Raw genomic sequence first — 20,519 nt, 5'->3', positions numbered from 1 at the left:
GCAGGATGTCTGTGCCGCGCCGACGGCAGCGCAGCCTATTTCCTTCTTCGGCTCCCGAACCATCGGCGGCGAACGCGTCTCGTCTACAGAGGCGCGCAGCCTGAGACACCTTGAGTCTGAGATACCCGTACAGGTCACACAACCCCGTCCAGCGCGGCCCCGTCCGGCAGTTGGGCTGCGCCGGGCACAAGCTCCGGGAAAGCCCGCCTCAGCTCAGTGCCGACGCGGCATCAGGGCGTCACCACGACAAGATCTGCCGGAGCGGTCGCGTTCACCGTTCCGTCCGCCGTGACCGTCACGTCCAGCCGGGCTCCGCCTACTTGGAGCCTCGTCACCGTGAGCGGGGCGTACGCCGCGGCGAAGGCCGGCGCCAGCGTGACCGTGCCGCCGGGGACGTCCGCGCTCAGGCCGAGGGCCGCTTGGAGCACGAGGAGCGCCGAGGTGGCGGCCCATGCCTGCGGTCGGCAGGACGCCGGATAGGGGGCGGGGTGCGGGCTCTGCCGGCTGCCGTGGCCGGCGAAGAGTTCGGGGAGGCGCGCGTCGAAGGCCGTCGACGCGGTCAGCAGGCCGGCTGCCAGAGAGGCGGCGGCGTCGGGGAATCCGGCCTTGACCAGGCCGTGTACGGCGATGGCCGTGTCGTGCGGCCAGATCGAGCCGACGTGGTAGCCGTAGGGGTTGTAGCCCACCGCGTCGCTGCTCAGGGTGCGCAGGCCGTGGCCTGCGTCGAGGTCGGGTGCGGCGATGCGGGCCGCGAGCAGCGCGCTCTCCTCGGCGTTGAGCAGTCCGGTGCCGAGGAGGTGGCCGAAGCCGGAGGTGACCGAGTCGACCGGCTTGCCGTCGCCGTCGAGGGCCACGGCCGGGTAGGGGCCACGTTCGTCGCTCACCCAGAACCGGTCGCGGAAGCGGGCGGCGAGCCGCTCGGCCCATCCCTCCCACTCGTCGGCTCCCGGGCGGCCGAACGCCCGCAGCAGCGCGGCTCCGCCGAGCGCGGCCTCGTAGGCGTACGCCTGCACTTCGCACAGGGCGATGGGTGCATGGGCGCGGCTGCCGTCGCGGTGGCGGATGGAGTCGTCGGAGTCCTTCCAGCCCTGGTTGGACAGGCCCTGGCCGGTCTGGTCCATGTACTTGAGGAAACCGTCGGCGGCTGCCTGGTCGCGCATCCAGGCGAGCGCGGACTCGGCGTGCGGCAGGAGCAGTTCGACCTCGGCCGGGTCGAGCCCCCAGCGCCAGGCGTCGTGGAGGAGGGTGATCCACAAGGGGGTGGCGTCGACCGTGCCGTAGTACACCGAGGGCAGGGAGAGCCGGTCGCCGAGCTTCAGGTTGTCGCGACGGACCTCGTGCAGGATCTTGCCCGGCTGCTCCTCCGTGGCCGGGTCGGTGACGGCACCCTGTCGGCGGGCGAGAGTGCGCAGCGTACCGGCCGCGAGGTCCGTGCCGAGGGGAAGCAGCATGCGGGCGGCCCACAGGGCGTCGCGCCCGAAGAGCGTCAGGAACCAGGGGGCGCCCGCCGCGAGGAACTGGTCCGGCCGGTCCTTCCGCGACCGCGGGTCGGTCAGGCGCAGGCCGTCAAGGTCGGCGAGGGACTGCTCAAGCCAGCGGTCCAGGCCGCGGTCCGCGCTGCGCAGTCCGGGGATGCTCCACGGCACCCGGTCCGCGGGCGGGGGCGGGAACTGATCGCCGTCGGCGTACGCGGCCGTACAGGACAGCGTCACCGACCACGAGGCGCCGGGGTCCAGCTCGACGTCGTACGACAGCCGTCCGGCCGGCACTTCGAGTACGTCCGGCGCCGGCTCGCTGACCAGGCGGGCGGTGAAGCCGTCGCACGCCCAGGCCAGGCCGATGGCGTCGCTGTCCGCAGCCCGGGGCGGCACTTCCTCGGGAGGGCATCCCGACTTGACCTGGTCCATGGTGGCGAGGTCCGTCCCGGCGGTCACGGTCAGGCGGAGGCGGACCTGCCGGCTGCCCGCGTTGGTGACCTCCAGCCGCTCCTCGAACCGTCCTGCCGTCGTGCCGCGGCGGCGCTGCAGGGCCACGGTCGGGTCGGCGGTGACCTCGCCGAGGCCGCGCAGGACGGCCCGGAACTGCGCACCGTCCGCACCCCGCAGGCCCCCGGCGACCGGCGCCGACGGGATGCCTTCGGCGGCGACGGTGAGGCGGGACAGCGCCCGGCGGTCGCCGTGGTAGAAGCCGTCCGCACCCCCGTTGAGCTGCCCGTCCGCATGCGAGATGACGAGGCTCGGGGCGTGCAGCGTGACGACCGCGTCATGCAGGAACGGCTGCAGGCCCGCGCTCGCGGACGGGTCTGTGGTGACCGAACCGTTGGTGTCCTGGGGGTTGACAGTCGTGTCCAAGGAAGTACAACCTCTCAGCATTCGAACGTTCCAAAGACAGTAAGCACTCTTCAGAGCGATGACAACGGCTTTGGAACGCTAAAACCGAGAACACAAGATCCTCTGCACGTCGGAGAGCCGCATGCCCCGCTCCAGTAAGAACTCCTCGCCCAACGGCGGCCCGGTGACCCTCGCCATGGTCGCCGCCCGGGCCGGGGTCTCGATGCAGACCGTGTCCAACGCGATCAACTCGCCGGACATGCTGCGGCCCGAGACCCTGGAGCGGGTCCGCCGCGCGATCGACGAGATGGGCTACCGGCCCAGCCGGGCGGCCCAGACGCTGCGCAGCGGTTCGAGCAAGCTCATCGGCTACGGCATCCAGCCCACCCCGCCCGGCACCGCGGGCGCGGTGATGGACCGCTTCCTGCACGCCCTGTCGGATGCCGCCGACGAGGCGGGGTACCGGATCCTGCTGTTCGCCTCCCCGCCCGGCGGCCCGAGCCTGGAGGGCTACGAGGAACTGCTGGCCCAGCACGAGGTCGACGGCTTTGTGCTCAGCGGCACCGAGCGCGGCGACCCACGCCAGTCATGGCTGGCCAAGCGGGGCGTGCCGTTCATCGGGTTCGGCCGGATGTGGTCGGGACGGCCCCTCGGCGACTGGGTCGATGTCGACGGCGCCTGCGGCACTGATGCGGCGGTCGAGCACCTGGTGGCCCTCGGACATCGCAGAATCGCCTTCCTCGGTTGGGAGCGCGGCAGCTCCGGCGCGGGGGACGACCGTGCCGAGGGCTGGCTGCGGGCCATGCGGCGGCACGGACTTCCGACCCGTGGCCGGCGCGGGCAGAGCATCGTGAACGACATCGAGGCTGCGCGTGCCGCGGCGAAACCGCTGATCGACGGCGGCGCGACCGCGGTCGTCGCGGCGAGCGACGTGCTGGCCCTCGGCTGCTACCAGACGCTGCGCGAGCGTGGCCTCGCCCCGGGCCGTGACGTCGCCGTGGTCGGCTTCGACGACTCGCCGACCGCGGAGCTGCTCTCGCCGGGCCTGTCCTCCGTCGCCCAGCCGCTGGAGGAGGTCGGCCGGGAGTGCGTACGACTCCTGCTGGCCCGGATCGCCGCCCCCGACTCCCCGCCCGAGCGGCTCCTGCTGGAGCCGTCCCTGATTGTGCGCGACAGCGCCGGCGCGCCGCTGCCCGACCGGGCCTGACTCCCGGCCGACCGGCCTGCCTTCCCCTGTCCGGTCGGTCCCACCCCACGTCGAAACGTTTCTTCTCCTCCACCCCCACACCCCTGGCCCACGGCTTCGTGTGCCCGGGAGGAGCCGCACGCACCACCCCGTAACCCTCGGAGGAAGCATGCCCCACCGCACGGCCGTCGCGGCCCTCGTCACCTGCGCGGCACTCCTTGCCGCCACCGGCTGCTCGTCGAGTTTCGGCAGCGACAAGAAGACCACGCAGGACACCGGCTCCAAGCAGCACCTCACGGTGCTGATCGCCTCCTCCGGTGACGCGGAGACCAAGGCTGTCAAGGCCGCGGCAGCCGCCTGGGCCGAGCAGTCCGGCAACACGGTGACCGTGGACGTGGCCAAGGACATCAACCAGCAACTCGCCCAGTCCTTCGCCGGGCACAAGCCGCCGGACGCCTTCTACGTCGACTCCAGCCAGTTCGCCAACTACGCCAAGGGCGGCTCCCTCTACCCGTACGGCGACCGGATCAAGGACGCCGACGACTTCTCCGCCCAGCTGCGCACCTCCTTCACCTACGACGGGAAGCTGGTGTGCCTGCCCAAGGACACCTCCACCCTCGCCCTGGCGATCAACACCGGCCTGTGGAAGAAGGCCGGGCTGACCGCCAAGGACTACCCGACCACCTGGGCCCAGCTGAAGACGGTCGCCGGCAAGCTGACCAAGGGCAACGTCACCGGACTGGTCATCAACGGCGAGTACGCGCGCATCGGTGCCTTCATGAGAGAGGCCGGCGGCTGGATCACCAACAGCGACCAGACGAAGATGACCGCCGACAGCCCACAGAACACCAAGGCCCTCGACTACGTGCGGTCGCTGCTGAAGTCGGGCTCCCTGAAGTACGCCACCCAGGTCGACACCACCTGGGGCGGTGAAGCCCTCGGCAAGGGCAAGGCCGCCATGACCATCGAGGGCAACTGGCTTACCGGCGGCATGAAGGCCGACTACCCGGACACGAAGTACGCGGTGGTCCCGCTGCCCGCCGGCCCGGCCGGAAAGGGCACGCTCGCCTTCAGCCAGTGCTGGGGCGTCGCCCAGGAAAGCGCCCACCGGACGGCGGCCGTGGACCTGGTGACGTACCTGACCACCAGCGCCCAGATGCTGAAGAACGCGGACTCCTTCGGCGTGATGCCCTCCCGCACCAGCGCCCTCGCCGAGTACGCGAAGAGGAACCCGTCCGCCAAGGCGTGGGCCGACGCCACCGCCTACGCGCAGGGCCCCGTGACCGTCGCCGGCTTCGACAAGGTCCTCACCCAGTTCAACACCGACCTCGCCCAGCTGAACACCGGCGACCCCGAGAAGATCCTCGCCGGCCTGCAGAGCAACGGCGAACAGGCCCTCACGAAGGGCAACTGAACCGCCATGTCCCCGCGTATGTCACCGACCCCCCGCCCGGCTTCCCGCGCGGGCGGGGGTCCCCGTACAGCCGTCCCGCCGGGCGCCCCTGACCCGCCCGGCGGGACGGCGGCCCCGGCCGCGGCGCCCCGCGCCAAGTCCGCCCCGCGAGCGGGGCGCCGCACCGAGGGCGCCTGGGGCTGGCTGTTCGTCAGCCCCATGGTGATCATCCTCGGCCTGTTCCTGGTCCTGCCGATCCTGATGGCGCTGTGGGTGAGCCTGCTGCACTGGGACGGCCAGTCCAACCCCTTCAGCGGCCAGACACAGTTCGCCGGCCTCGACAACTACCGGGCCCTGCTCACCCGGAACGGCCTCGACCGCACCCTCTTCGCCACCTCACTGCGCAACAACTTCTACTACGTGCTGCTGACCGTGCCGTTGCAGACGATCCTGGCGCTCACGCTGGCGCTCATCGTCAACCAGCGCATGCTGCGCGGCCGCAGCGCCCTGCGCACCGCGTTCTTCTTCCCCTCGGTCACCAGCTCCATCGCGGTCTCCACCGTCTTCCTCTTCCTGTTCCAAGGCAGCGGCGCCGTCAACACCGTGCTCTCCTGGATCGGAGTGCGGGGCCCGAACTGGTTCAACGACTCCCGCGGTGTCCTCTCCCTCCTCCTCGGCGGCCTCGGCATCGTCGACACCGGCCACCCCACAGGCGCCCTCGCCGACCACTCCTTCATGGGCCTGTCCTGGTTCGAGTGGCTGTCCGGACCGTCCGTGGCGATGTGCACGATCATCCTGCTCGCCGTGTGGACGACCTCCGGCACCTTCATGCTGATCTTCCTCGCCGCCCTCCAGGACATCCCGCGCGAACTGGAGGAGGCCGCCGCCATCGAGGGCGTCAGCCGCTTCCAGATGCTGCGGCATGTGATCCTGCCCGCGCTGCGGCCCGTGCTCTTCCTCGTCCTGACCCTCGGCCTCATCGGCACCTGGCAGGTCTTCGACCAGGTCTACGTCATGGGCCAGGGCGCCCCCGGCAACACCACCCTCACCCCGGCCTTCCTGTCCTACTCGTCCGCCTTCGACGACGCCGACTTCGGCCAGGGCGCGGCCATCGCCTTCATCCTGCTCACGCTGATCCTGACCATGACCGCCGTCCAGCGCTTCCTCTTCCGGGAGCGCACCCCCCGTACCCGGAGGACCCGATGAGCACCCACTCTGCGGCCGCCCGGGCGCAGGCGAACCCTGTGATGGGCCGCTTTCGGCCACCGCTGCGCATCCTCGGCTACACGACCGTGGCCGCGCTCGGCCTGCTGTACGTCATGCCGTTCGTCATTCAGCTGGTGACGGGGTTCAAAACCGACCCGGACGCGGCGGCCCACCCCCTCGGCCTGATTCCCACCACCCCCACGACCGCCGCCTACCAACGCCTGTTCGGACTCAGCCACGACGGCGACGGCGTGCCGTTCCTGCGCTGGCTGGGCAACTCGGCCTTCGTCACCGTGGTCGTCACCGCCGGACGCGTCCTGTTCAACTCGATGGCCGGCTACGCCCTCGCCCGGCTGCGCTTTCCCGGCCGCACCCTGCTGTTCGGCTTCGTCCTGGCCGTGCTGGCAGTGCCGCCCGTAGCCCTGCTGATCCCGAGATTCCTGGTGCTGAACACCTTCGGGCTCTTCGACACCTACGCCGGCATGATCCTGCCGCTCATGGTGGACGCCGCCGGCATCTTCATCATGAAACAGTTCTTCGAGTCGATCCCCCGGGAAGTGGAGGAGGCCGCCCGCGTCGACGGCGCCGGTGTCTTCCGCATCTTCTGGTCGATCGTCCTGCCCATGGCCCGCCCGGCCCTCATCACCCTGACCATCCTGTCGTTCCAGGGCTCGTGGAACGAGTTCACCCACTTCCTCGTGGCCACCCAGTCCAGCCAATACGAAACCCTCACCACCGGCCTCGCCCGCCTCGTCTCCGGGGGCCTGGGCGGCGGCACCCAGTACCCCCTCAAGCTGGCCGCGGCCCTGCTGGCCACCCTGCCCGTCGCCGCGCTGTTCTTCTGCTTCCAGCGGTACTTCGTCCAAGGCGCCAACGCGGGAGCCGTCAAGGAATAGCCACGCCGAAACGGTGGCTGCGACGGGCCGGCACCGTGTCGGCAGGATGCCGGCCGTCCGGCGCGGCTGTCGGTGATCCGTAGGCGATGTGTCGGGGGCCCCTGGAACCGTGGGCGTCGAGCTGCCTCGCAGGGCAGCCTGAGCCGCCTTCCACAGCAAGGGACCCCCGCCGTCATGTCGTCCACGTCATCCATCACGCCCTGGGATGTTCACCGGCTGCCGCATGCCGATGGCAGCGTCTTTCTGGTCACCGGCGGCAACGCCGGAATCGGGTACTTCGTCGCGGAGCAGCTGTCCGCGACCGGAGCCACTGTCGTACTGGGCAGCCGGAATCCCGCGAAGGCCGACGTCGCCGCGGCCTCGATCCGCTCGCGTGTCCCTGGTGCGCGGGTGCGGACCGTACCGCTGGACCTCGCCGACCTCTCGTCGCTCAGAACAGCGGCGGAAGCACTGGACGTGGACTGCCTCGACGCGGTGGTCCACAACGCCGGCGTCGCGCTCGACGACCCGCCGCGCCGGGAGACCGGGGACGGTCACGAGCTCATGTTCGGCACGAACCACCTCGGGCACTTCGCGCTGACCCACTGGCTGATGTCGCTGTTGTCGGCCGCACCGGCGGCCCGCATCGTGACCATGGGCAGCTTCGCGGCGAAGTCGGAACGGCTCGACCTCGACGACCTGCAGTCCCGGAACGACTACCGGCCCAAGCGCACCTACGGACGCTCCAAGCTGGCGCAGATGCACTTCGGCCTCGAACTCGACCGCCGCTTGCGCGCCGTCGGCAGCACGGTGGCAAGCGTGGTGGTCCATCCCGGCGGGGCGCTGGACTCCCTGACCCCGTCACGACCGCCGGTCCATGTACGGACCGCCGGTGCGCGGCTGCGCGGGGCACCAGCGGCCCTCCTCGTCCAGGGCAAGCACGCCGGCGCATGGCCCGCGGTCCGAGCGGTGCTCGACCCGACGGTGCGCGGGGGGCAGTTGTGGGGACCACGCGCCTTCAGCCTGCGCGGCAAGCCCCGACGTGAACCGGTGTGGAACCACCTCGCCGACACCTCCGTCGCGACGCGGGTGTGGGACGCAAGCCGTGACCTGACCCGCGTCGACCTCGGCTTGTAGTGCGCAGGCACCAGGACAGGTGAGTGGCTGGTCCGGGTGCACCAGGCCAGGACGGCTGCGGGGACGATGCCCGCCAGGGCGCCGGAGGGAAGTGTGGGAGGCGCGCGGGATCTCGCGCATCCCTCTTCTCTCGTGGTGTCTGGAGTGATCAGCAGGTGGCGACTTTTCCGGCGCCGAGTCACAGCAGGCGCTCGACCTGCTGGACGAGCGCTTCCCCCAGGCCAACTCCCAGGGCGCCGAGGCCCGCTTGGCGTTCGCTGCCCCGGACGGGCAGCGGGTGATGGCCGGACAGAACATGGCGGCCATCGAGGACACACTCGGCCCGCTGGACGGGAGCGATCAGGTCGCGTCGACCACCGACCCCCATGAGACCGGCGCCGTCAGCGAGGACGGCACCATCGCCTACTCCACGATCACCTACACCGCGGACGCCGTCGACCTGACCGATCCGACGAAGAGCGCTCTCGAGGACGAGCGGAGGAGGCCGCCGGCCGGGCGGTCGGCACGGCCGGGCCCGCCGTCGGCTTCGCCGGCGCGACCGTCTTCATCGCGCTGGTAGGACTGGGGGTCGCGCTGTTGATCTCCGTACTCGGTCTGCCTACGACCTGCTGTCGGAAGGCTTCGACCCCGATCATGATCAGCGTGTTCGCCGGATTCATCGGGATGAGCAGCCCGACCATCCAGACGATGGGCGTCGGTCTGGCCGCCGCCGTCGCCTTCGACGCCTTCTGGTCCGGATGGCGATCGCACCCGCGGTCCTGGCACTGCTCGGCCACCGGGCCTGGTGGCTGCCTCGTATCCTGAACCGTGTGCTGCCGAATGTCGATATCGAGGGTGAGGCACTGAGCAGGCGTGTCCCTGCCTCCGCGACCGCGCCGGACGCAACTGTGCGGCGGCTCCCCGTCGGCCGGGACTGAGCCGGCCATGACGAAACCGGGTGGCGGTGGTCCGCGACCACGCGGCGCGTGGTGGCGGGAGGCGGCGATCACGGCGACGGCGTTCGCGTTCTGTCTGCTCGGCGGCGTGATGCAGGTCGACGACACGCTGTCGGCGCCGCCCGCTGCCGCGTACGTCATCGCCGTGGTGTCCTGTGCCGTGCTGCCGGTGCGACACCGGGCACCCCTGGCCGCCCTGGCGGCCACGACCGCGGTCGGCGTGCTGGTGCCGCCCCTGGGCCTCCTGCTCACCCCGCTCATCGTGGCCCCCGCCGTGATCGGCGCCTACTCCTACTCACTCGCCGCGCGCACCGAACGGCGCGCGGCGAGCGCGGTGTTGCTCGCTTCGGTGGCGCTGGCCACCTCCATCCCTCTGTTCGAGGACTTCTCATGGAAGGACGCGAGCCGGATGGGAGTGGTGGCGGTGTTCCCGCTGGTGGCCGGCGTACTCGGTCACTCGGTGCGCAACCGACGGGCCTACCTGGCGGCCGTGGAGGAACGGGCCCGGCGGGCCGAGGAGAGCCGGGACAGCGAGGCGCGCCGGAGGGTGGCCGAGGAACGGGTCCGCATCGCCCGGGAGTTGCACGACCTGGTGGCCCATCAGATCACCCTGGCCAACGCGCAGGCCACGGTCGCCGCCCACCTCTTCGACGCCCGCCCGGAGCAGACCCGCAAGAGCCTGAAGGAACTCGTCGAGACCACCGCCGACGCGCTCGACGACCTGCGGGCCACGGTCGGTCTGCTGCGTCAGTCCGGGGACACGGCCACGCCCGCCGAACCGGCACCCGGGCTGTCCCGGCTTCCCACGCTTGTGGAGTCCTTCCGCCGCGCGGGCCTTGAGGTGTCGGTGCACCAGGAGGGCCCGGCCAGGCCGCTGCCGCCGGGAGTGGACCTCACCGCCTACCGCATCGTCCAGGAGGCCCTGACCAACGTGACCAAGCACGCCGGCACCCAGAGCGCCCGGGTCCGCCTCGCCTGGACCCGCGACCGCGTGACCATCACCGTCGCCGACGACGGAGGAGGCACCCGTACGACGCCGAGCGCGTCCACGGGACCGAGCGCGTCCACGATGCCTGACCGGCCGCCCGGCTACGGTCTGATCGGGATGCGTGAACGTGCCACGGCGGTCGGGGGACACCTCTCCGCGGGCAGGCGCCCGGAGGGCGGTTTCCTCGTCTCCACCCAGCTGCCCCTCCCGCCCGTGAAGGACGCGACACGCGACGCTGACAGAGCGACAACCACCGATGGGGGACGGATGGCCGACAAAGCGACAGGCGACGGACGGACCGGCGACGGAGAGGCCGAGGAAACGCCGTGACGCTCAGGGTTCTCCTCGCCGACGACCAGGCCCTGCTGCGCGGCGCCTTCCGCATGCTTCTCGACAGCGCCGACGACATCACCGTGGTCGGCGAGGCCGGCGACGGCCGGGAGGCGGTGAGACTCACCCGCCAACTGCGCCCGGACGTGGTGGTCATGGACATCCGTATGCCCGAGATGGACGGTCTCACCGCCACGTCGGAGATCTGCGCGGACCCCGAACTGCGCGCCAGCCGCATCCTGATCCTCACCACGTACGAGACCGACGAGTACGTCGCCCAGGCGCTGCGCGCGGGGGCCGGCGGCTTCATCGGCAAGGGCATCGGGGCCGAGGACCTGGCGGACGCCGTGCGTACGATCGCCGACGGCGACACTCTTCTGTCCCCCGCAGCGACCCGCTCCCTGGTCGCCCGGTTCCTGGCCACACCGGACAACGCCACGCCGCACCACTCCGAACAGCTCGCCGTCCTCACCCCGCGCGAACGCGAGATGGTGGCCCTGGTCGCGACCGGCCTGTCCAACCAGGAGATCGCCGAGCGGATGTACCTCAGCCCCTTCACCGTCCGCGCCCACGTACAGCGCGCCATGACGAAACTGGAGGCCCGCGACCGGGCGCAACTCGTGGTCATCGCCTACCGGACGGGCCTGGCCCACGCCATCCCCGACGGCGGCACCGACCGCCTGCCGTAGTCCGATACCGGGAGCCCCTCGCGGGACGGTCCGCCACGACCGTCCCGCCCCCTCCGCGTAAGGGAGAAGTCCGCGGGAGTACTAGGTCATCGCAGCGGGGCGAATTCGGGCAGCCTGAGAGCTGAGTGGGCCGGTCGTGCTGTCGCGGAGGGCAGGGTGACGAGGTCACGCAGCATGGTGTTGCGTTGCTCCAGGGCCCGCGCCGTGGTGGGGAACAGCGTGGCCGCACCGTTGTCGACCAGTGCCTGATTCATGGCCACGAACTCGCGCGTGTCGCGTTCGTAGGCGGCGAAGGCCGAGCTGTGGTCCCGGTTCGTGGCTATCCCGTTGGCGAGCATGTAGGCACCGACCAGTGCAAGGCTCGAGCCTTGTCCGGTGAGGAAAGAGGGTGCGTACGCGGCGTCGCCGACGAGCGCGACGCGGCCGCTGGACCAGTGGGGCATGCGGATCTGACCGGCCGTGTCGAAGAACAGGTCATCGGCGTCGCGCATGGTGTTGACCATGGCAGGGACCTCCCAGCCCGCGCCTGCGAAGACCGAGGCGACCAGGTCCCGCTGGGCGTCGGGGTCGCGGAGGGCATCGAACGGCGGTTGCGGTTGGTGGAAGGTCAGGAAGGCGTGCAGCTCGTCGCTGTCCCCGACGGCGTAGAGGGCCGCGGCTTTCCCCGGGGTGTTCCACACCATGACCTCGTGGGAGAGCCCGAAGCTGTTCGGCATGGTGAATATGGCGAAGCAGTACCCGAGGTAGCGGTGGAACTGTTCCTCGGGGCCGAACAGGGTCTCCCGGGTACGTGAGTGCATACCGTCGGCGCCGACCACCAGGTCGAACGTGCGCTGTTGCCCACTGTGGAAGGTGACGTCGACCCCTTGTCCGGACTGGTCGAGAGTGTCGATGGAGTCGCCGAACAGGAATTCCACGTCGTCACGGACCAACGCGTAGAGGATCGCGGCCAGATCCCCACGCCGCACCTCGAGGTCCTGTCCCTCGACCCCGCCCGCAACGGCACGTGGGCTGAGCGAGGCCACTTCACTGCCATCGGGGTCGAGGAAAGTGCAGCGCCGCGAGTCGATGTGCGCGTCCTGCAATTGCGGCAGTATCCCCATCCGCCGGACCACCTCTACCGCGGTACCGCGGACGTCGATCGGGTAACCACCGTCGCGCAGTGCGCCTGCCTTCTCCACCACGGTGACCGCGCATCCGGACCGGTGCAGCCAGTACGCCAACGCGGGCCCGGCGATACTGGCCCCCGAGACCAGAACTGTGCGCTTCGCGGTAGTACTCACGCCCGTCGACAGACCGGTCGGTGTCATGCCTGGACTCCTTTCTTCGTGATACGGACAACGAGCAGGGACAACGCGGCGACGAGGCCGGCCACGGCGAACCCTGTGACGAAAGCCGATTCAGTCGGTCGGCCCGTCATCGGCTCGGCCCCGGCGTCGAGGATCGCGCCGGCGACCTGGGCGCCCAGGGCGACGCCGACCACGCGAGTGACGACGAGCAGGCTGGTGGCGATGCCGATGTCCTTGGTCTCGATGGCGGTGGCGGTGCCGGCGAGCAACGCCGTGGTACCGACGCCCGCGGCGAACGCGGTCAGCACCTTCGCGAGGACGAGCTGCCATTCCGCGGTGTGCAGCGACGCCAGGGCGATCATCGTGGACGCCGTGACGACCGTGCCCACGATGACCACGGCACGCGGACCGAAACGCCGCGCCGCGATCCCGCCGACCGAATCGCTCACCGCCCCGGCGATGGCGCCGGGCAGCAGGAACAGTCCGATGTCGGTGGTGCCGGCTCCGAAGCCGTACCCGTCGCCCGACACCGCCAACAGCTGCGGGAGGAGAAAGAGCACCATCCCGGAACTGGCGGTGATGACGAAGGTGAGCACACACGCGTTCCACATCGCGGGCTTCGCCAGCATGCGCAGATCGACCATCGGCGAGGGTGCCCGGCGCTCGACGACGACCCACCCGGTCGCGAGTGCGGCCACCACCACCGCGATGGCACAGACAACGAGCGACGGCACGCCGCCGTCCCTCGTCACCGTCACGAGCCCGAGCATGAACGCGAGCAACGTGCCACTCAGCAGAACCGTGCCAGGCCAGTCGATCCCGCTGCCCGACGGGATCGGCGGATCATGCGGCATCAGCCGAGCCACGACCAACGTCGTCGCGACGATCGCGATCGTCGGTAGGGCGAACATCCACCGCCAGGACAGGCCTTCCGCGATCGGCCCGGCAAACAGCATGCCCACCATGCCGCCGCCCGTGAACAGCGCGACGACCAGCCCGATGGCCGCTTGCGACTGTCCCGCCGTGAGGTGTTTGCGCACCAGGATGAACGAGAGGGGCAGCGCACCCACCATGACGCCCTGCAACACCTGTCCGAGCAACAACACCGGCAGGTTCGGTGCCAGACCGGCCGTCAGTCCACCCACCGAGACCACGGCCATCAGCCGGACCAGCACCCGCTTTCCGCCGTAGCGGTCGCCGAGTTTGCCCGCGACGGGTGTGATGACCGCGCCGGTGATGAGGAGTGCGTTGCCGATCAAAGCCCCTTCGGCAGGGCTGACTCCCAGCTCACGTTGGAGCAGCGGGAGCGCGGGCTCCACCACTGACTGCAGGGTGCCGAGGGCGAGTGCCAAGATGCCGAGCGCACCGATCGACAGCCACCCGATGCGGACCGGGGAGACCACGGCTTCGGATAAGGACATCCCTTTCACCGGCGCTCCTCCAGCAGTTCGAACACCTTCTGCGAGTCGGTGCCGGACATGGCCAGGACGGCCAGCATCAGGGCACCCAGCCACAGACCACTCACCGGCCGGCGCCGCCGGAAGGCCCACCGTCCGATCCGATAAGGAAAATTCGCCACCTGCTGATCACTCCAGACACCACGAGAGAAGAGGAATGCGCGAGATCCCGCGCGCCTCCCACAGTCCCCTCCGGCGCCCTGGCGGGCATCGTCCCGCGCAGCCGTCCTGACCTGGTGCACCCGGACCAGCCACTCACCTGTCCTGGTGCCTACGCACTACAAGCCGACTCGGGCCGGGCCCGATTAGTGATCACCGGTGCGATGTGGGATCGGATCAAGCCGTTGATGCCGGCGGATCCCGTCCGCGGGCGGGATGGGTGCCGGGACCTGGCCGAGGAGTTCGGCCCGTACGACATCGACTGGACGGTGTCGGTGGATTCCACGGTCGTCCGGGCTCACCAGCACGCTGCCGGAGCGCTCAAGAGGAGCGGCCTACTCGGGCGAGCCCGCCGGTCACGCGCACGGACGCTCCCGCGGCGGGCTGAGCACAAAGGTCCACCTGGCCGCAGACGGCCACGCACGGCCTCTCGCCTTCACCGTAACCGCGGGCCAGGCAGGTGATGCACCCGCCTTCGAGACGGTGATGTCCCGCATCCGCGTGCCCCGCAGGGGACCAGGGGACCGGGCAGCGTCGGACCCGGCCCCTGGCCGTTCTGGCCGACCGCGCGTATTCCTCCGGTGAACTGCGCGGCGAGAAGGTGCCGGTGAAGCTGGACCGGCCGGTCGCCGAGCGCATTGTCCTGGATGCCTTCACGGGCCGCCCGGTGCCGTACAGCCAGTGGCCCAGGACCTCGCGTAGCTGGAGCTGATCCGCCTCTGGTGGCGGATGCCGGCGAACTGCACGGGGGCGCCCGTGCGGTAGCAACCCGACGAGACCTCGCCGGTCAGTCCGGAATCCGCGCCCCGTACGCTCGTCTGTCAACAGGCCGACGTAGACGGAGAAAGAGCGCATGGCAACGGACAGGGACCTACGCGGGCCGGCGGCAGGAGCCGACCGAACGGCCCAGCCGGCCGAGAACGTTCCTCCTCGACGCCGTACGGGCCCGATCCACTGGTTTCTGTTCAACAGCGCGTGCGTAGCGGCCTCGGTGGCCCTGATGTGGTTCGCGCCGGTGATACCCCTGCCGGCCTTCCTGCGCGGCCCGGCCTTCGCCACCTCCGCGCTGGCGATACCCCTGGCGCTCATCCTGGTGCCCGGCGTCCTGCTCCGCCACGTCACGCACAGGAAGCCGCCGAAACCGGCCATCGTGGCGATCACCGTTGTGCTCCCTGCCGCGATCGTGCTGGCGGTCGTCACCCGAGAGGCCGGCGAAGAGCGGGGGCTGGAGAAGAGGGGCCGGTGGACCGAGGCCGTCGTGGTCGACGTCGACAACGGCAATACCGACAAGTGCACGCTCCGCACCCGCGACGGCCGGGAGATCTCACCTCGGATGACGGACGGCTGCGACCCGGACACGGTTGAGCCAGGCGACACGCTGCGCGTGCTGTACGACCCCAAGGGCGCAGCCGGTCCGTTGGAGGGCGAGGACACGGAAGTGGACCTGGACCCCGGCGCGTACAAAGGGGTGATCGGCGGCCTGGCAGCGCTGATCGTCGTGACAGGCACGTGGGGCTGGGCACGGGTGAGTCGGGGGGAGAGGTAGGCGGGAGACACCCCCTGGACACGGCGGTGGGCGGCACGACGGATCGGGCTTGGGATCATGCCAGCCCGGTTGCTGAAGGTCGGCGAGCTGCGCCGCCTGCCCGGGATGCGTACGCGCACCATGACAGCGGATACCCGCACGAGCACGGTCCGGCGACCCACGACGAGTGGCACGAGGTGGGGGAGTACTACTCCTACGCGGACTGGATGCTGGTGCACCACGCCCCAAGCTCGCACCTCACCCTCACCCGCCCGGCGAGGGGTCTGAAGGGGCAGCCTTCCGCCCATGGTTCCGCTCGCCTCAACCGTGGGTGACTCACCAGAGGTAATCGGAGCGTCGGCGTCGCCTTCGCGCCCTTGACGCTCACTCAGTCGCCCGCGATGTCCCCATACGGTCCAAGGTCTGTACTTGTGGGGTGGATTGCGTAGGTGCTGCGAATGAAGGGGCGAAGGTCACAGAGGCGTATCGGTCGTTTTCGGTCTTCGATCTTCACGGAAGGCTCACAAGTTGGCTAAGTTGACCACTGCGTACACGACTTCCGCCGATAGGCAGGTGGTTTCGTGCGCTCTCGGACGGAAGGAGCGCCCTTTTCCATGGCGATGGAACGAACCTCGCGCCCCGGAGTGACCGACTCCGCGGGCAAGGCCGACTCCCTTGGCCCGGAGGCCTTCACTGTCGAGGCCCGGCTCTCGCTGACTGCTGGTGCCCGCGTTGGCGAGTGAGAGCGAAGGGCCGAGCCCTGACGAGGTCCGGCGGCGGATCGACAGCCTCTACGACCGGGCCGAGAGCGACACGGGTACCTTCAACGCGACCCGCTTCGCTGCGATCCCGCGCCAGCGGGGCGCGGGCGCCCGCGGCCGGTCCCAGGGGGAGACGGAGCCCGCGGTCGGAACTCTTGCCCGGCAGTGGTTCGACGCCGCCCGCGCCAAGCTGGGCCCGACCGTGCCGGTGTCGCAGCCGGACAGGAGGTTGCCGGCCCGTCCCGACCGCGCGCCCCAGGCGGCACGGCCCGGGCGCCCGGCGGAACGTCCTGCGGAACCCCGCGCTATCGAAGCGCCCCAGGCGCCCATCGGCGTTGCGGGGGAGTTGACCGGCGGATCAGCCCAGGCACCGGCCACTGGAGTCCTCCCGGAGCTCTCCGGCCGGCGGGTCGCACCGGCTGCGGCGGGCGAGTCCCGGTGGGACGAGAGTGCCTGGCGCGCCGGTGGACAGCCGGTCCTCGGCGACGTGGGGGCGCGACCGCTGTACGAGCCCGCACCAGCGCCTGCCCCGGAGTCCGGTCCACTGCCCGGTCCGCAGTCCGCCGCAACGCTGCCCACCGTCCCGCACCCCACCGCGGGTATGCACCAAGTGGATCTTCCGACGGGCGGGTTGGAGACGTACGGTGCCGGTCCGACGGCCGGCGCGACCGAACCGTATGCCATGGCGGTATCAGCCGATCCCGCCGCGTACTACACCTCCGGTCCACCGGCCGACGTGACCACCGCGACCTATGGCGCCGGTCTGCCGAGCATCCCTGCATCTGCACTGGCGGCCCCTGTTGCGGCGGTGCCCGCCGAGCCGACCACCGCACCCGCCCTCGCTGCACCGGCAGCGGCTGCCGTCCCGACGGGACCGGTTACCTCAACGGCAGTCGAGACTCCGTCCACCACCTTCACGCCCGCTGTCCACGGTGCATCCTGGCTGTCGCCGGACGTCGGCCACAGCACCCAGGCCGAGCGGGTGGTCGCCTTCGCCCGAGCGCAGATCGGTCGGCCCTGTGTGTGGGGCGCGGTCGGGCCGGGATCGTACGACGCCCCCGGTCTGACCCAGGCCGCGTGGAAGGCTGCCGGCGTCACGCTTCCTCGGACGACCCAGGCCCAGTGGGGAGCGGGAGTGCAGGTCTCGCTCGCTGACGCCCAGGCCGGGGACCTGGTCTTCTTCCACGACGACCTCGGTCACGTCGGCATCTGGAGCGGCGACGGCATGCTGATTCACGCCCCGGGCCCGGGAGCGCTCATCCGTGAGGAGTCGGTGTTCTTCGCCGGCCAGTCGGCGATCAAGGGCGCGGTCCGCCCGGCCTGACGCCCCTCTCCGGCCGGTTGCTGCGGCGGGGTCCCACGGGGCCGGGCAGGGCGGCCGTGCCGTGAGGCCAGCCCTCGTCAGGCCGCGTGTGCCTGATCTTCCGTGTCTTCGCGGACAAGGAGACACTCCTGGACGCATGCGTGATGGAGGCGCTCAGCCCGGCCCACGCCCTCGACGAACTCGCTCTGGTGTCCATGGACCAGCCGCTCGTTGCCCGTACGAGTGGATGCCGGACGCCATCTCAGTTGATCTGGTCCGGTTGCTCAGCCTTCCGGATGCCGTCGAGTTGGAAGTGCCAGACGACCGCGATCGGGGAATCGTCCAAGGCCGCGGCCGACGCTTCCGGGCACCAGTGCAACAAGTCCCAGGACACATAGGCCGGGAGTGGGTCCGGGGCGGTGTCGGGATCGAGGGAGTGGCGCGGGCGGCGGGGTTCCTCGCATTGCCGGACTTGGAAGCCCAGTGGAAGGGCTGCGGCGAGGTAGGCGCTGAGCGGGCGGTGGTGCTCGGCGAGGAGGGACGGGCGGCCGTCCGTTCCGCGACGGCGGGCCAGGGTCGGCCGGAGGTAGGACACCAGCAGGTGTGCGTCCGAGATCACGAGGCTTCCGCCAGGGCGCAGGACACGCGCGAACTCCGCCAATACGGCGGCCAGATCGGGGACGTGCGTCAGGGCGAGCGCGCAGACGACGGTGTCGACCGCGTTGTCGGGAAGCGGCAACCGGTGCAGGTCGGCCTCGTGGAAGGCAACGTCTGGCAGGCGCTTGCGGGCCTGGGCGAGCATTTCCGGTGAGGCGTCGACACCGATCACGTCGTGTCCGAGTTCCCGCGGTAGGTGGTATGACGGCCGGTGCCGCAGGCCGCGTCCAGGGCCGTGCCGACGGGCAGGCCGTCCAGGATGCGCCGGACAACGGGCTGCTCAACGTCGATCATCTGGTTGCCAGGGGCGTCATAGTGCGGCGCCCAGGATTGGTAGACGTCGGTCACGCTGATCGTGCCCGGACTGGCCGTGACCCCCTCGGCCTGCGCGAGGGCGGGCGTGTCCAGCAGGGCGCGGATCTCAGCGATCCGGGTTTCGACGAACGCTCGGTCGGCGCTTCCCTCCCTGAAGCCGCGCAGCAAGGCGGCACCCTCAATGCCCAGCAGATATCCCAGGGGACTCAGATAGGTCATCCCACGGACGGTACGGACACATACTCCGACCCCTCCACCGGTTTTCCTGTGCTTCGAGGGATTCCATCGTCAGGCACTGGTGTGGAATTGGCAGCAGGTGGGGCCGACGGCGTCCGTCCCAGCTGTCGGCTCGTCCTCTGCCCGGGCGGGGGCGACGGCGTCGGCGGGCAGCCGCTGACTCGCGAGGCGATGACAAGGTGGCCAGGAAGAACGGGACATCATCTGCGACAAGACGTTCACGGCCGATAAGTCCACTCCGGATCCCCAGTGCGACGAATCGCCCCTTCGCCAAGTCGAAGCAGATCGGCGCCAGCTGGCCATCGAGGCTGGATCGACTGATGACGACCAGCTTCAGGCCGTCCTGAGTGCTCTGTGGTCCGCCGCAGACGTTGAGGGGTGCTTTGGACAGAGAGACCGTGAACCTGAGGAGCAGGATCCCGTGCCGTGCACGGTTGGCTCTCTGATCGAGTTCGGCCACCTTCAGGGTCAGGTCCGTCTGCCGACGGGCCAACTGGTCGTGTGCGGTTGTGTGGCGATCCGCGGCGGTGATGGAAGCAGCGACTGGCTGGCTGCCATCGGGACCGAGACGTGCAAGACCGCTGCCTTCAGCCTCGGGGTCATCGGCTTCGAGGTCTCTGGTTGCACCGACGCATCGACATTGGCAGGAAAGTTGCCGCAGACGCGGAACGTCGGATACCTGCTTCCACAGGGCGACGTCCTGCACCATGGCGCCGCCAACACCTGAGTCTTACTGCGCCGGTTGCAGGCGCTGCTCGTGGAGGAGATCTCGATGCCCTTGCGGCGATGCGGTGGGTGTTGCAGGTCCCCCTTTTTCAGGGCTCGCATGTTCACCGAGCCGAACCCAGCGAGGAACCACTACAGGTGGCTGGTCGGCAACTCGCCCGCCTCGTACGCTCGCACGAGGTCCAGCCGCCGCCAGCAACAGCAGACGTGGATCGGAGAAACAGCGCCTAGAGGGTGTCTCACGTGGCAAGTTTCGCGAGCTTCCTGTAGCAGGTCAGGGCGGCGGCCAGGCCGAGGAAGGCGAGGAAGTGCGAGCCCTTTGGTTCGTATCGGACGGTGAGGCGGCGGTAGCCGAAGAGCCAGGCGATCGACCGTTCGATCTTCCAGCGGTGCCGACCGAGGCGTTCGCCGGACTCGATGCCGGGCCGCGCGATGCGCGCGACGAGCCCGCGCTCGCGCAGCCAGGCCAGGTGTTCGGCCGAGAAGTACGCCTTGTTCGCGCGGAGTTCGACGGGTCGGCGCCGCCGTGGTGCCCGGCGGGACCGGACGGGCGGGTATGCCGCGGATGAGCGGCTTGAGGGCGAGGCTGTCGTGCATGTTCGCGCGGGACACAACGACGGCGAGCGGGATGCCCTGGGCATCGGACAGCACGTGCAGCTTGCTGCCCTTCTTGCCGCGATCGGCCGGGTTCGGCCCGGTCAGCGATCCCCCCTTTTGGCGTGAACGGAGGCCGCGTCGACGATCGCCGAGGTTCAGTCCACCTCGCCCCGGGCCCCGAGTTCGTCCAGCACCGCCCGGTGCAGCCGACGCCACAGGCCGGCCTCGGTCCATACCGTGAAGCGGCGATGCGCGGTGGCGGGCGACGTGCCGAACGTCGGTGGCAGATGCCGCCGGGCACAGCCGCTGGTCAGCGCGTACACCACTGCCGTGAACACGGTCCGCTCGTCACACGGAGCGGTCCCGCCACCTTGCGGACGAGCGGCGAACGACGGCAGCAGCGGGGCGGCCGGCTCTCAGAGTT

General features: G+C 70.3%; 16 protein-coding genes and 4 pseudogenes. 14 read left to right on the top strand and 6 right to left on the bottom strand.

Annotated features, from left to right (window positions below):
* Positions 1-230: 230 nt before the first annotated feature.
* Positions 231-2,351 (bottom strand): amylo-alpha-1,6-glucosidase, encoded by a 2,121-nt coding sequence (locus QF034_RS01255; protein WP_307173118.1) that lies wholly within the window; start codon positions 2,349-2,351, stop codon positions 231-233.
* A gap of 121 nt (positions 2,352-2,472) precedes the next feature.
* Between QF034_RS01255 and QF034_RS01250 the strand changes: the two genes are divergently transcribed.
* The 9 genes and pseudogenes from QF034_RS01250 to QF034_RS01210 all read left to right on the top strand — a co-directional run bounded on the left by QF034_RS01250 (position 2,473) and on the right by QF034_RS01210 (position 11,069).
* Positions 2,473-3,537 (top strand): LacI family DNA-binding transcriptional regulator, encoded by a 1,065-nt coding sequence (locus QF034_RS01250; RefSeq protein WP_307173117.1) that lies wholly within the window; start codon positions 2,473-2,475, stop codon positions 3,535-3,537.
* 148 nt (positions 3,538-3,685) lie between these two features.
* Positions 3,686-4,930, top strand: a complete 1,245-nt coding sequence (locus tag QF034_RS01245; RefSeq protein ID WP_307173116.1) for a sugar ABC transporter substrate-binding protein — start codon at positions 3,686-3,688, stop codon at positions 4,928-4,930.
* An 18-nt stretch (positions 4,931-4,948) separates the two neighbouring features.
* On the top strand, positions 4,949-6,115 hold the full coding sequence (locus tag QF034_RS01240; RefSeq protein WP_307173115.1) for a carbohydrate ABC transporter permease: 1,167 nt from the start codon (positions 4,949-4,951) through the stop codon (positions 6,113-6,115).
* Entirely contained in the window at positions 6,112-7,011 is a 900-nt protein-coding gene (locus tag QF034_RS01235; RefSeq protein WP_307173114.1) for a carbohydrate ABC transporter permease, read from the top strand. Before QF034_RS01240 ends, QF034_RS01235 begins: the two co-directional genes overlap by 4 nt.
* A 174-nt stretch (positions 7,012-7,185) precedes the next feature.
* On the top strand, positions 7,186-8,127 hold the full coding sequence (locus QF034_RS01230; protein ID WP_307173113.1) for an SDR family NAD(P)-dependent oxidoreductase: 942 nt from the start codon (positions 7,186-7,188) through the stop codon (positions 8,125-8,127).
* A gap of 181 nt (positions 8,128-8,308) precedes the next feature.
* Positions 8,309-8,551: pseudogene (locus QF034_RS41725) on the top strand (MMPL family transporter); the annotation flags it as partial.
* Positions 8,552-8,745: 194 nt separating this feature from the next.
* Positions 8,746-9,044 (top strand): annotated as a pseudogene (locus QF034_RS41720) (MMPL family transporter); the annotation flags it as partial.
* Positions 9,045-9,051: 7 nt separating this feature from the next.
* Positions 9,052-10,380, top strand: a complete 1,329-nt coding sequence (locus QF034_RS01215; protein WP_307173111.1) for a sensor histidine kinase — start codon at positions 9,052-9,054, stop codon at positions 10,378-10,380.
* A complete protein-coding gene (locus QF034_RS01210) occupies positions 10,377-11,069 on the top strand; it encodes a response regulator transcription factor (protein WP_307173110.1) in 693 nt (230 codons plus the stop codon). Before QF034_RS01215 ends, QF034_RS01210 begins: the two co-directional genes overlap by 4 nt.
* An 86-nt stretch (positions 11,070-11,155) precedes the next feature.
* Here QF034_RS01210 and QF034_RS01205 read toward each other — a convergent pair whose 3' ends face one another.
* Together QF034_RS01205 and QF034_RS01200 are read right to left on the bottom strand one after the other, a co-directional pair.
* A complete protein-coding gene (locus QF034_RS01205) occupies positions 11,156-12,379 on the bottom strand; it encodes an FAD-dependent monooxygenase (protein WP_307173109.1) in 1,224 nt (407 codons plus the stop codon).
* Complete coding sequence (locus QF034_RS01200; protein ID WP_307179768.1) at positions 12,376-13,779, bottom strand: MFS transporter; 1,404 nt, start codon at positions 13,777-13,779, stop codon at positions 12,376-12,378. The genes QF034_RS01205 and QF034_RS01200 overlap by 4 nt, the downstream gene beginning before the upstream one ends.
* 458 nt (positions 13,780-14,237) lie before the next feature.
* On the opposite strand from QF034_RS01200, the pseudogene QF034_RS01195 reads away from it, so the two are divergent.
* The 4 genes and pseudogenes from QF034_RS01195 to QF034_RS41395 form a co-directional block, all read left to right on the top strand.
* A pseudogene (locus tag QF034_RS01195) lies at positions 14,238-14,566 on the top strand (transposase); the annotation flags it as partial.
* Positions 14,567-14,827: 261 nt separating this feature from the next.
* Complete coding sequence (locus tag QF034_RS01190; protein ID WP_307173108.1) at positions 14,828-15,520, top strand: hypothetical protein; 693 nt, start codon at positions 14,828-14,830, stop codon at positions 15,518-15,520.
* Between the two features lie 593 nt (positions 15,521-16,113).
* Entirely contained in the window at positions 16,114-16,242 is a 129-nt protein-coding gene (locus QF034_RS01185) for a hypothetical protein (protein WP_307173107.1), read from the top strand.
* Positions 16,243-16,942: 700 nt separating this feature from the next.
* On the top strand, positions 16,943-17,584 hold the full coding sequence (locus QF034_RS41395; RefSeq protein WP_370880755.1) for a C40 family peptidase: 642 nt from the start codon (positions 16,943-16,945) through the stop codon (positions 17,582-17,584).
* A gap of 241 nt (positions 17,585-17,825) precedes the next feature.
* Here the strand turns inward: QF034_RS41395 and QF034_RS01175 are convergent, their stop codons facing one another.
* Together QF034_RS01175 and QF034_RS01170 are read right to left on the bottom strand one after the other, a co-directional pair.
* Positions 17,826-18,392, bottom strand: a complete 567-nt coding sequence (locus tag QF034_RS01175) for a class I SAM-dependent methyltransferase (protein ID WP_307173106.1) — start codon at positions 18,390-18,392, stop codon at positions 17,826-17,828.
* Positions 18,389-18,754, bottom strand: coding sequence for a class I SAM-dependent methyltransferase (locus QF034_RS01170; RefSeq protein ID WP_307173105.1), 366 nt, complete (start codon positions 18,752-18,754; stop codon positions 18,389-18,391). Before QF034_RS01170 ends, QF034_RS01175 begins: the two co-directional genes overlap by 4 nt.
* Positions 18,755-19,193: 439 nt before the next feature.
* Between QF034_RS01170 and QF034_RS01165 the strand changes: the two genes are divergently transcribed.
* Positions 19,194-19,499 carry a hypothetical protein gene (locus tag QF034_RS01165; RefSeq protein WP_307173104.1) on the top strand — a complete coding sequence of 102 codons (306 nt, stop codon included), beginning with the start codon at positions 19,194-19,196 and terminating at the stop codon, positions 19,497-19,499.
* A 238-nt stretch (positions 19,500-19,737) separates the two neighbouring features.
* Here QF034_RS01165 and QF034_RS01160 read toward each other — a convergent pair.
* A pseudogene (locus QF034_RS01160) lies at positions 19,738-20,496 on the bottom strand (IS5 family transposase).
* Between the last annotated feature and the right edge of the window lie 23 nt (positions 20,497-20,519).

The sequence above is a fragment of the Streptomyces africanus genome (assembly GCF_030816955.1).
In the GTDB taxonomy this organism is placed as follows: Bacteria; Actinomycetota; Actinomycetes; order Streptomycetales; family Streptomycetaceae; genus Streptomyces; species Streptomyces africanus.
The sequence above is the reverse complement of the archived record's forward strand: the minus strand, read 5'-3'. Positions and strand labels throughout refer to the sequence as shown.

What these genes read in the sequence shown, in the direction of transcription:
- QF034_RS01250 (WP_307173117.1), top strand. Translation starts at nt 2,473, where the DNA reads ATGCCCCGCTCCAGTAAGAACTCCTCGCCCAACGGCGGCCCGGTGACC.
- QF034_RS01245 (WP_307173116.1), top strand. Translation starts at nt 3,686, where the DNA reads ATGCCCCACCGCACGGCCGTCGCGGCCCTCGTCACCTGCGCGGCACTC.
- QF034_RS01240 (WP_307173115.1), top strand. Translation starts at nt 4,949, where the DNA reads ATGTCACCGACCCCCCGCCCGGCTTCCCGCGCGGGCGGGGGTCCCCGT.
- QF034_RS01235 (WP_307173114.1), top strand. Translation starts at nt 6,112, where the DNA reads ATGAGCACCCACTCTGCGGCCGCCCGGGCGCAGGCGAACCCTGTGATG.
- QF034_RS01230 (WP_307173113.1), top strand. Translation starts at nt 7,186, where the DNA reads ATGTCGTCCACGTCATCCATCACGCCCTGGGATGTTCACCGGCTGCCG.
- QF034_RS01215 (WP_307173111.1), top strand. Translation starts at nt 9,052, where the DNA reads ATGACGAAACCGGGTGGCGGTGGTCCGCGACCACGCGGCGCGTGGTGG.
- QF034_RS01205 (WP_307173109.1), bottom strand. Translation starts at nt 12,379, where the DNA reads ATGACACCGACCGGTCTGTCGACGGGCGTGAGTACTACCGCGAAGCGC.
- QF034_RS01200 (WP_307179768.1), bottom strand. Translation starts at nt 13,779, where the DNA reads ATGTCCTTATCCGAAGCCGTGGTCTCCCCGGTCCGCATCGGGTGGCTG.
- QF034_RS01190 (WP_307173108.1), top strand. Translation starts at nt 14,828, where the DNA reads ATGGCAACGGACAGGGACCTACGCGGGCCGGCGGCAGGAGCCGACCGA.
- QF034_RS01185 (WP_307173107.1), top strand. Translation starts at nt 16,114, where the DNA reads ATGGCGATGGAACGAACCTCGCGCCCCGGAGTGACCGACTCCGCGGGC.
- QF034_RS41395 (WP_370880755.1), top strand. Translation starts at nt 16,943, where the DNA reads ATGGCGGTATCAGCCGATCCCGCCGCGTACTACACCTCCGGTCCACCG.
- QF034_RS01170 (WP_307173105.1), bottom strand. Translation starts at nt 18,754, where the DNA reads ATGACCTATCTGAGTCCCCTGGGATATCTGCTGGGCATTGAGGGTGCC.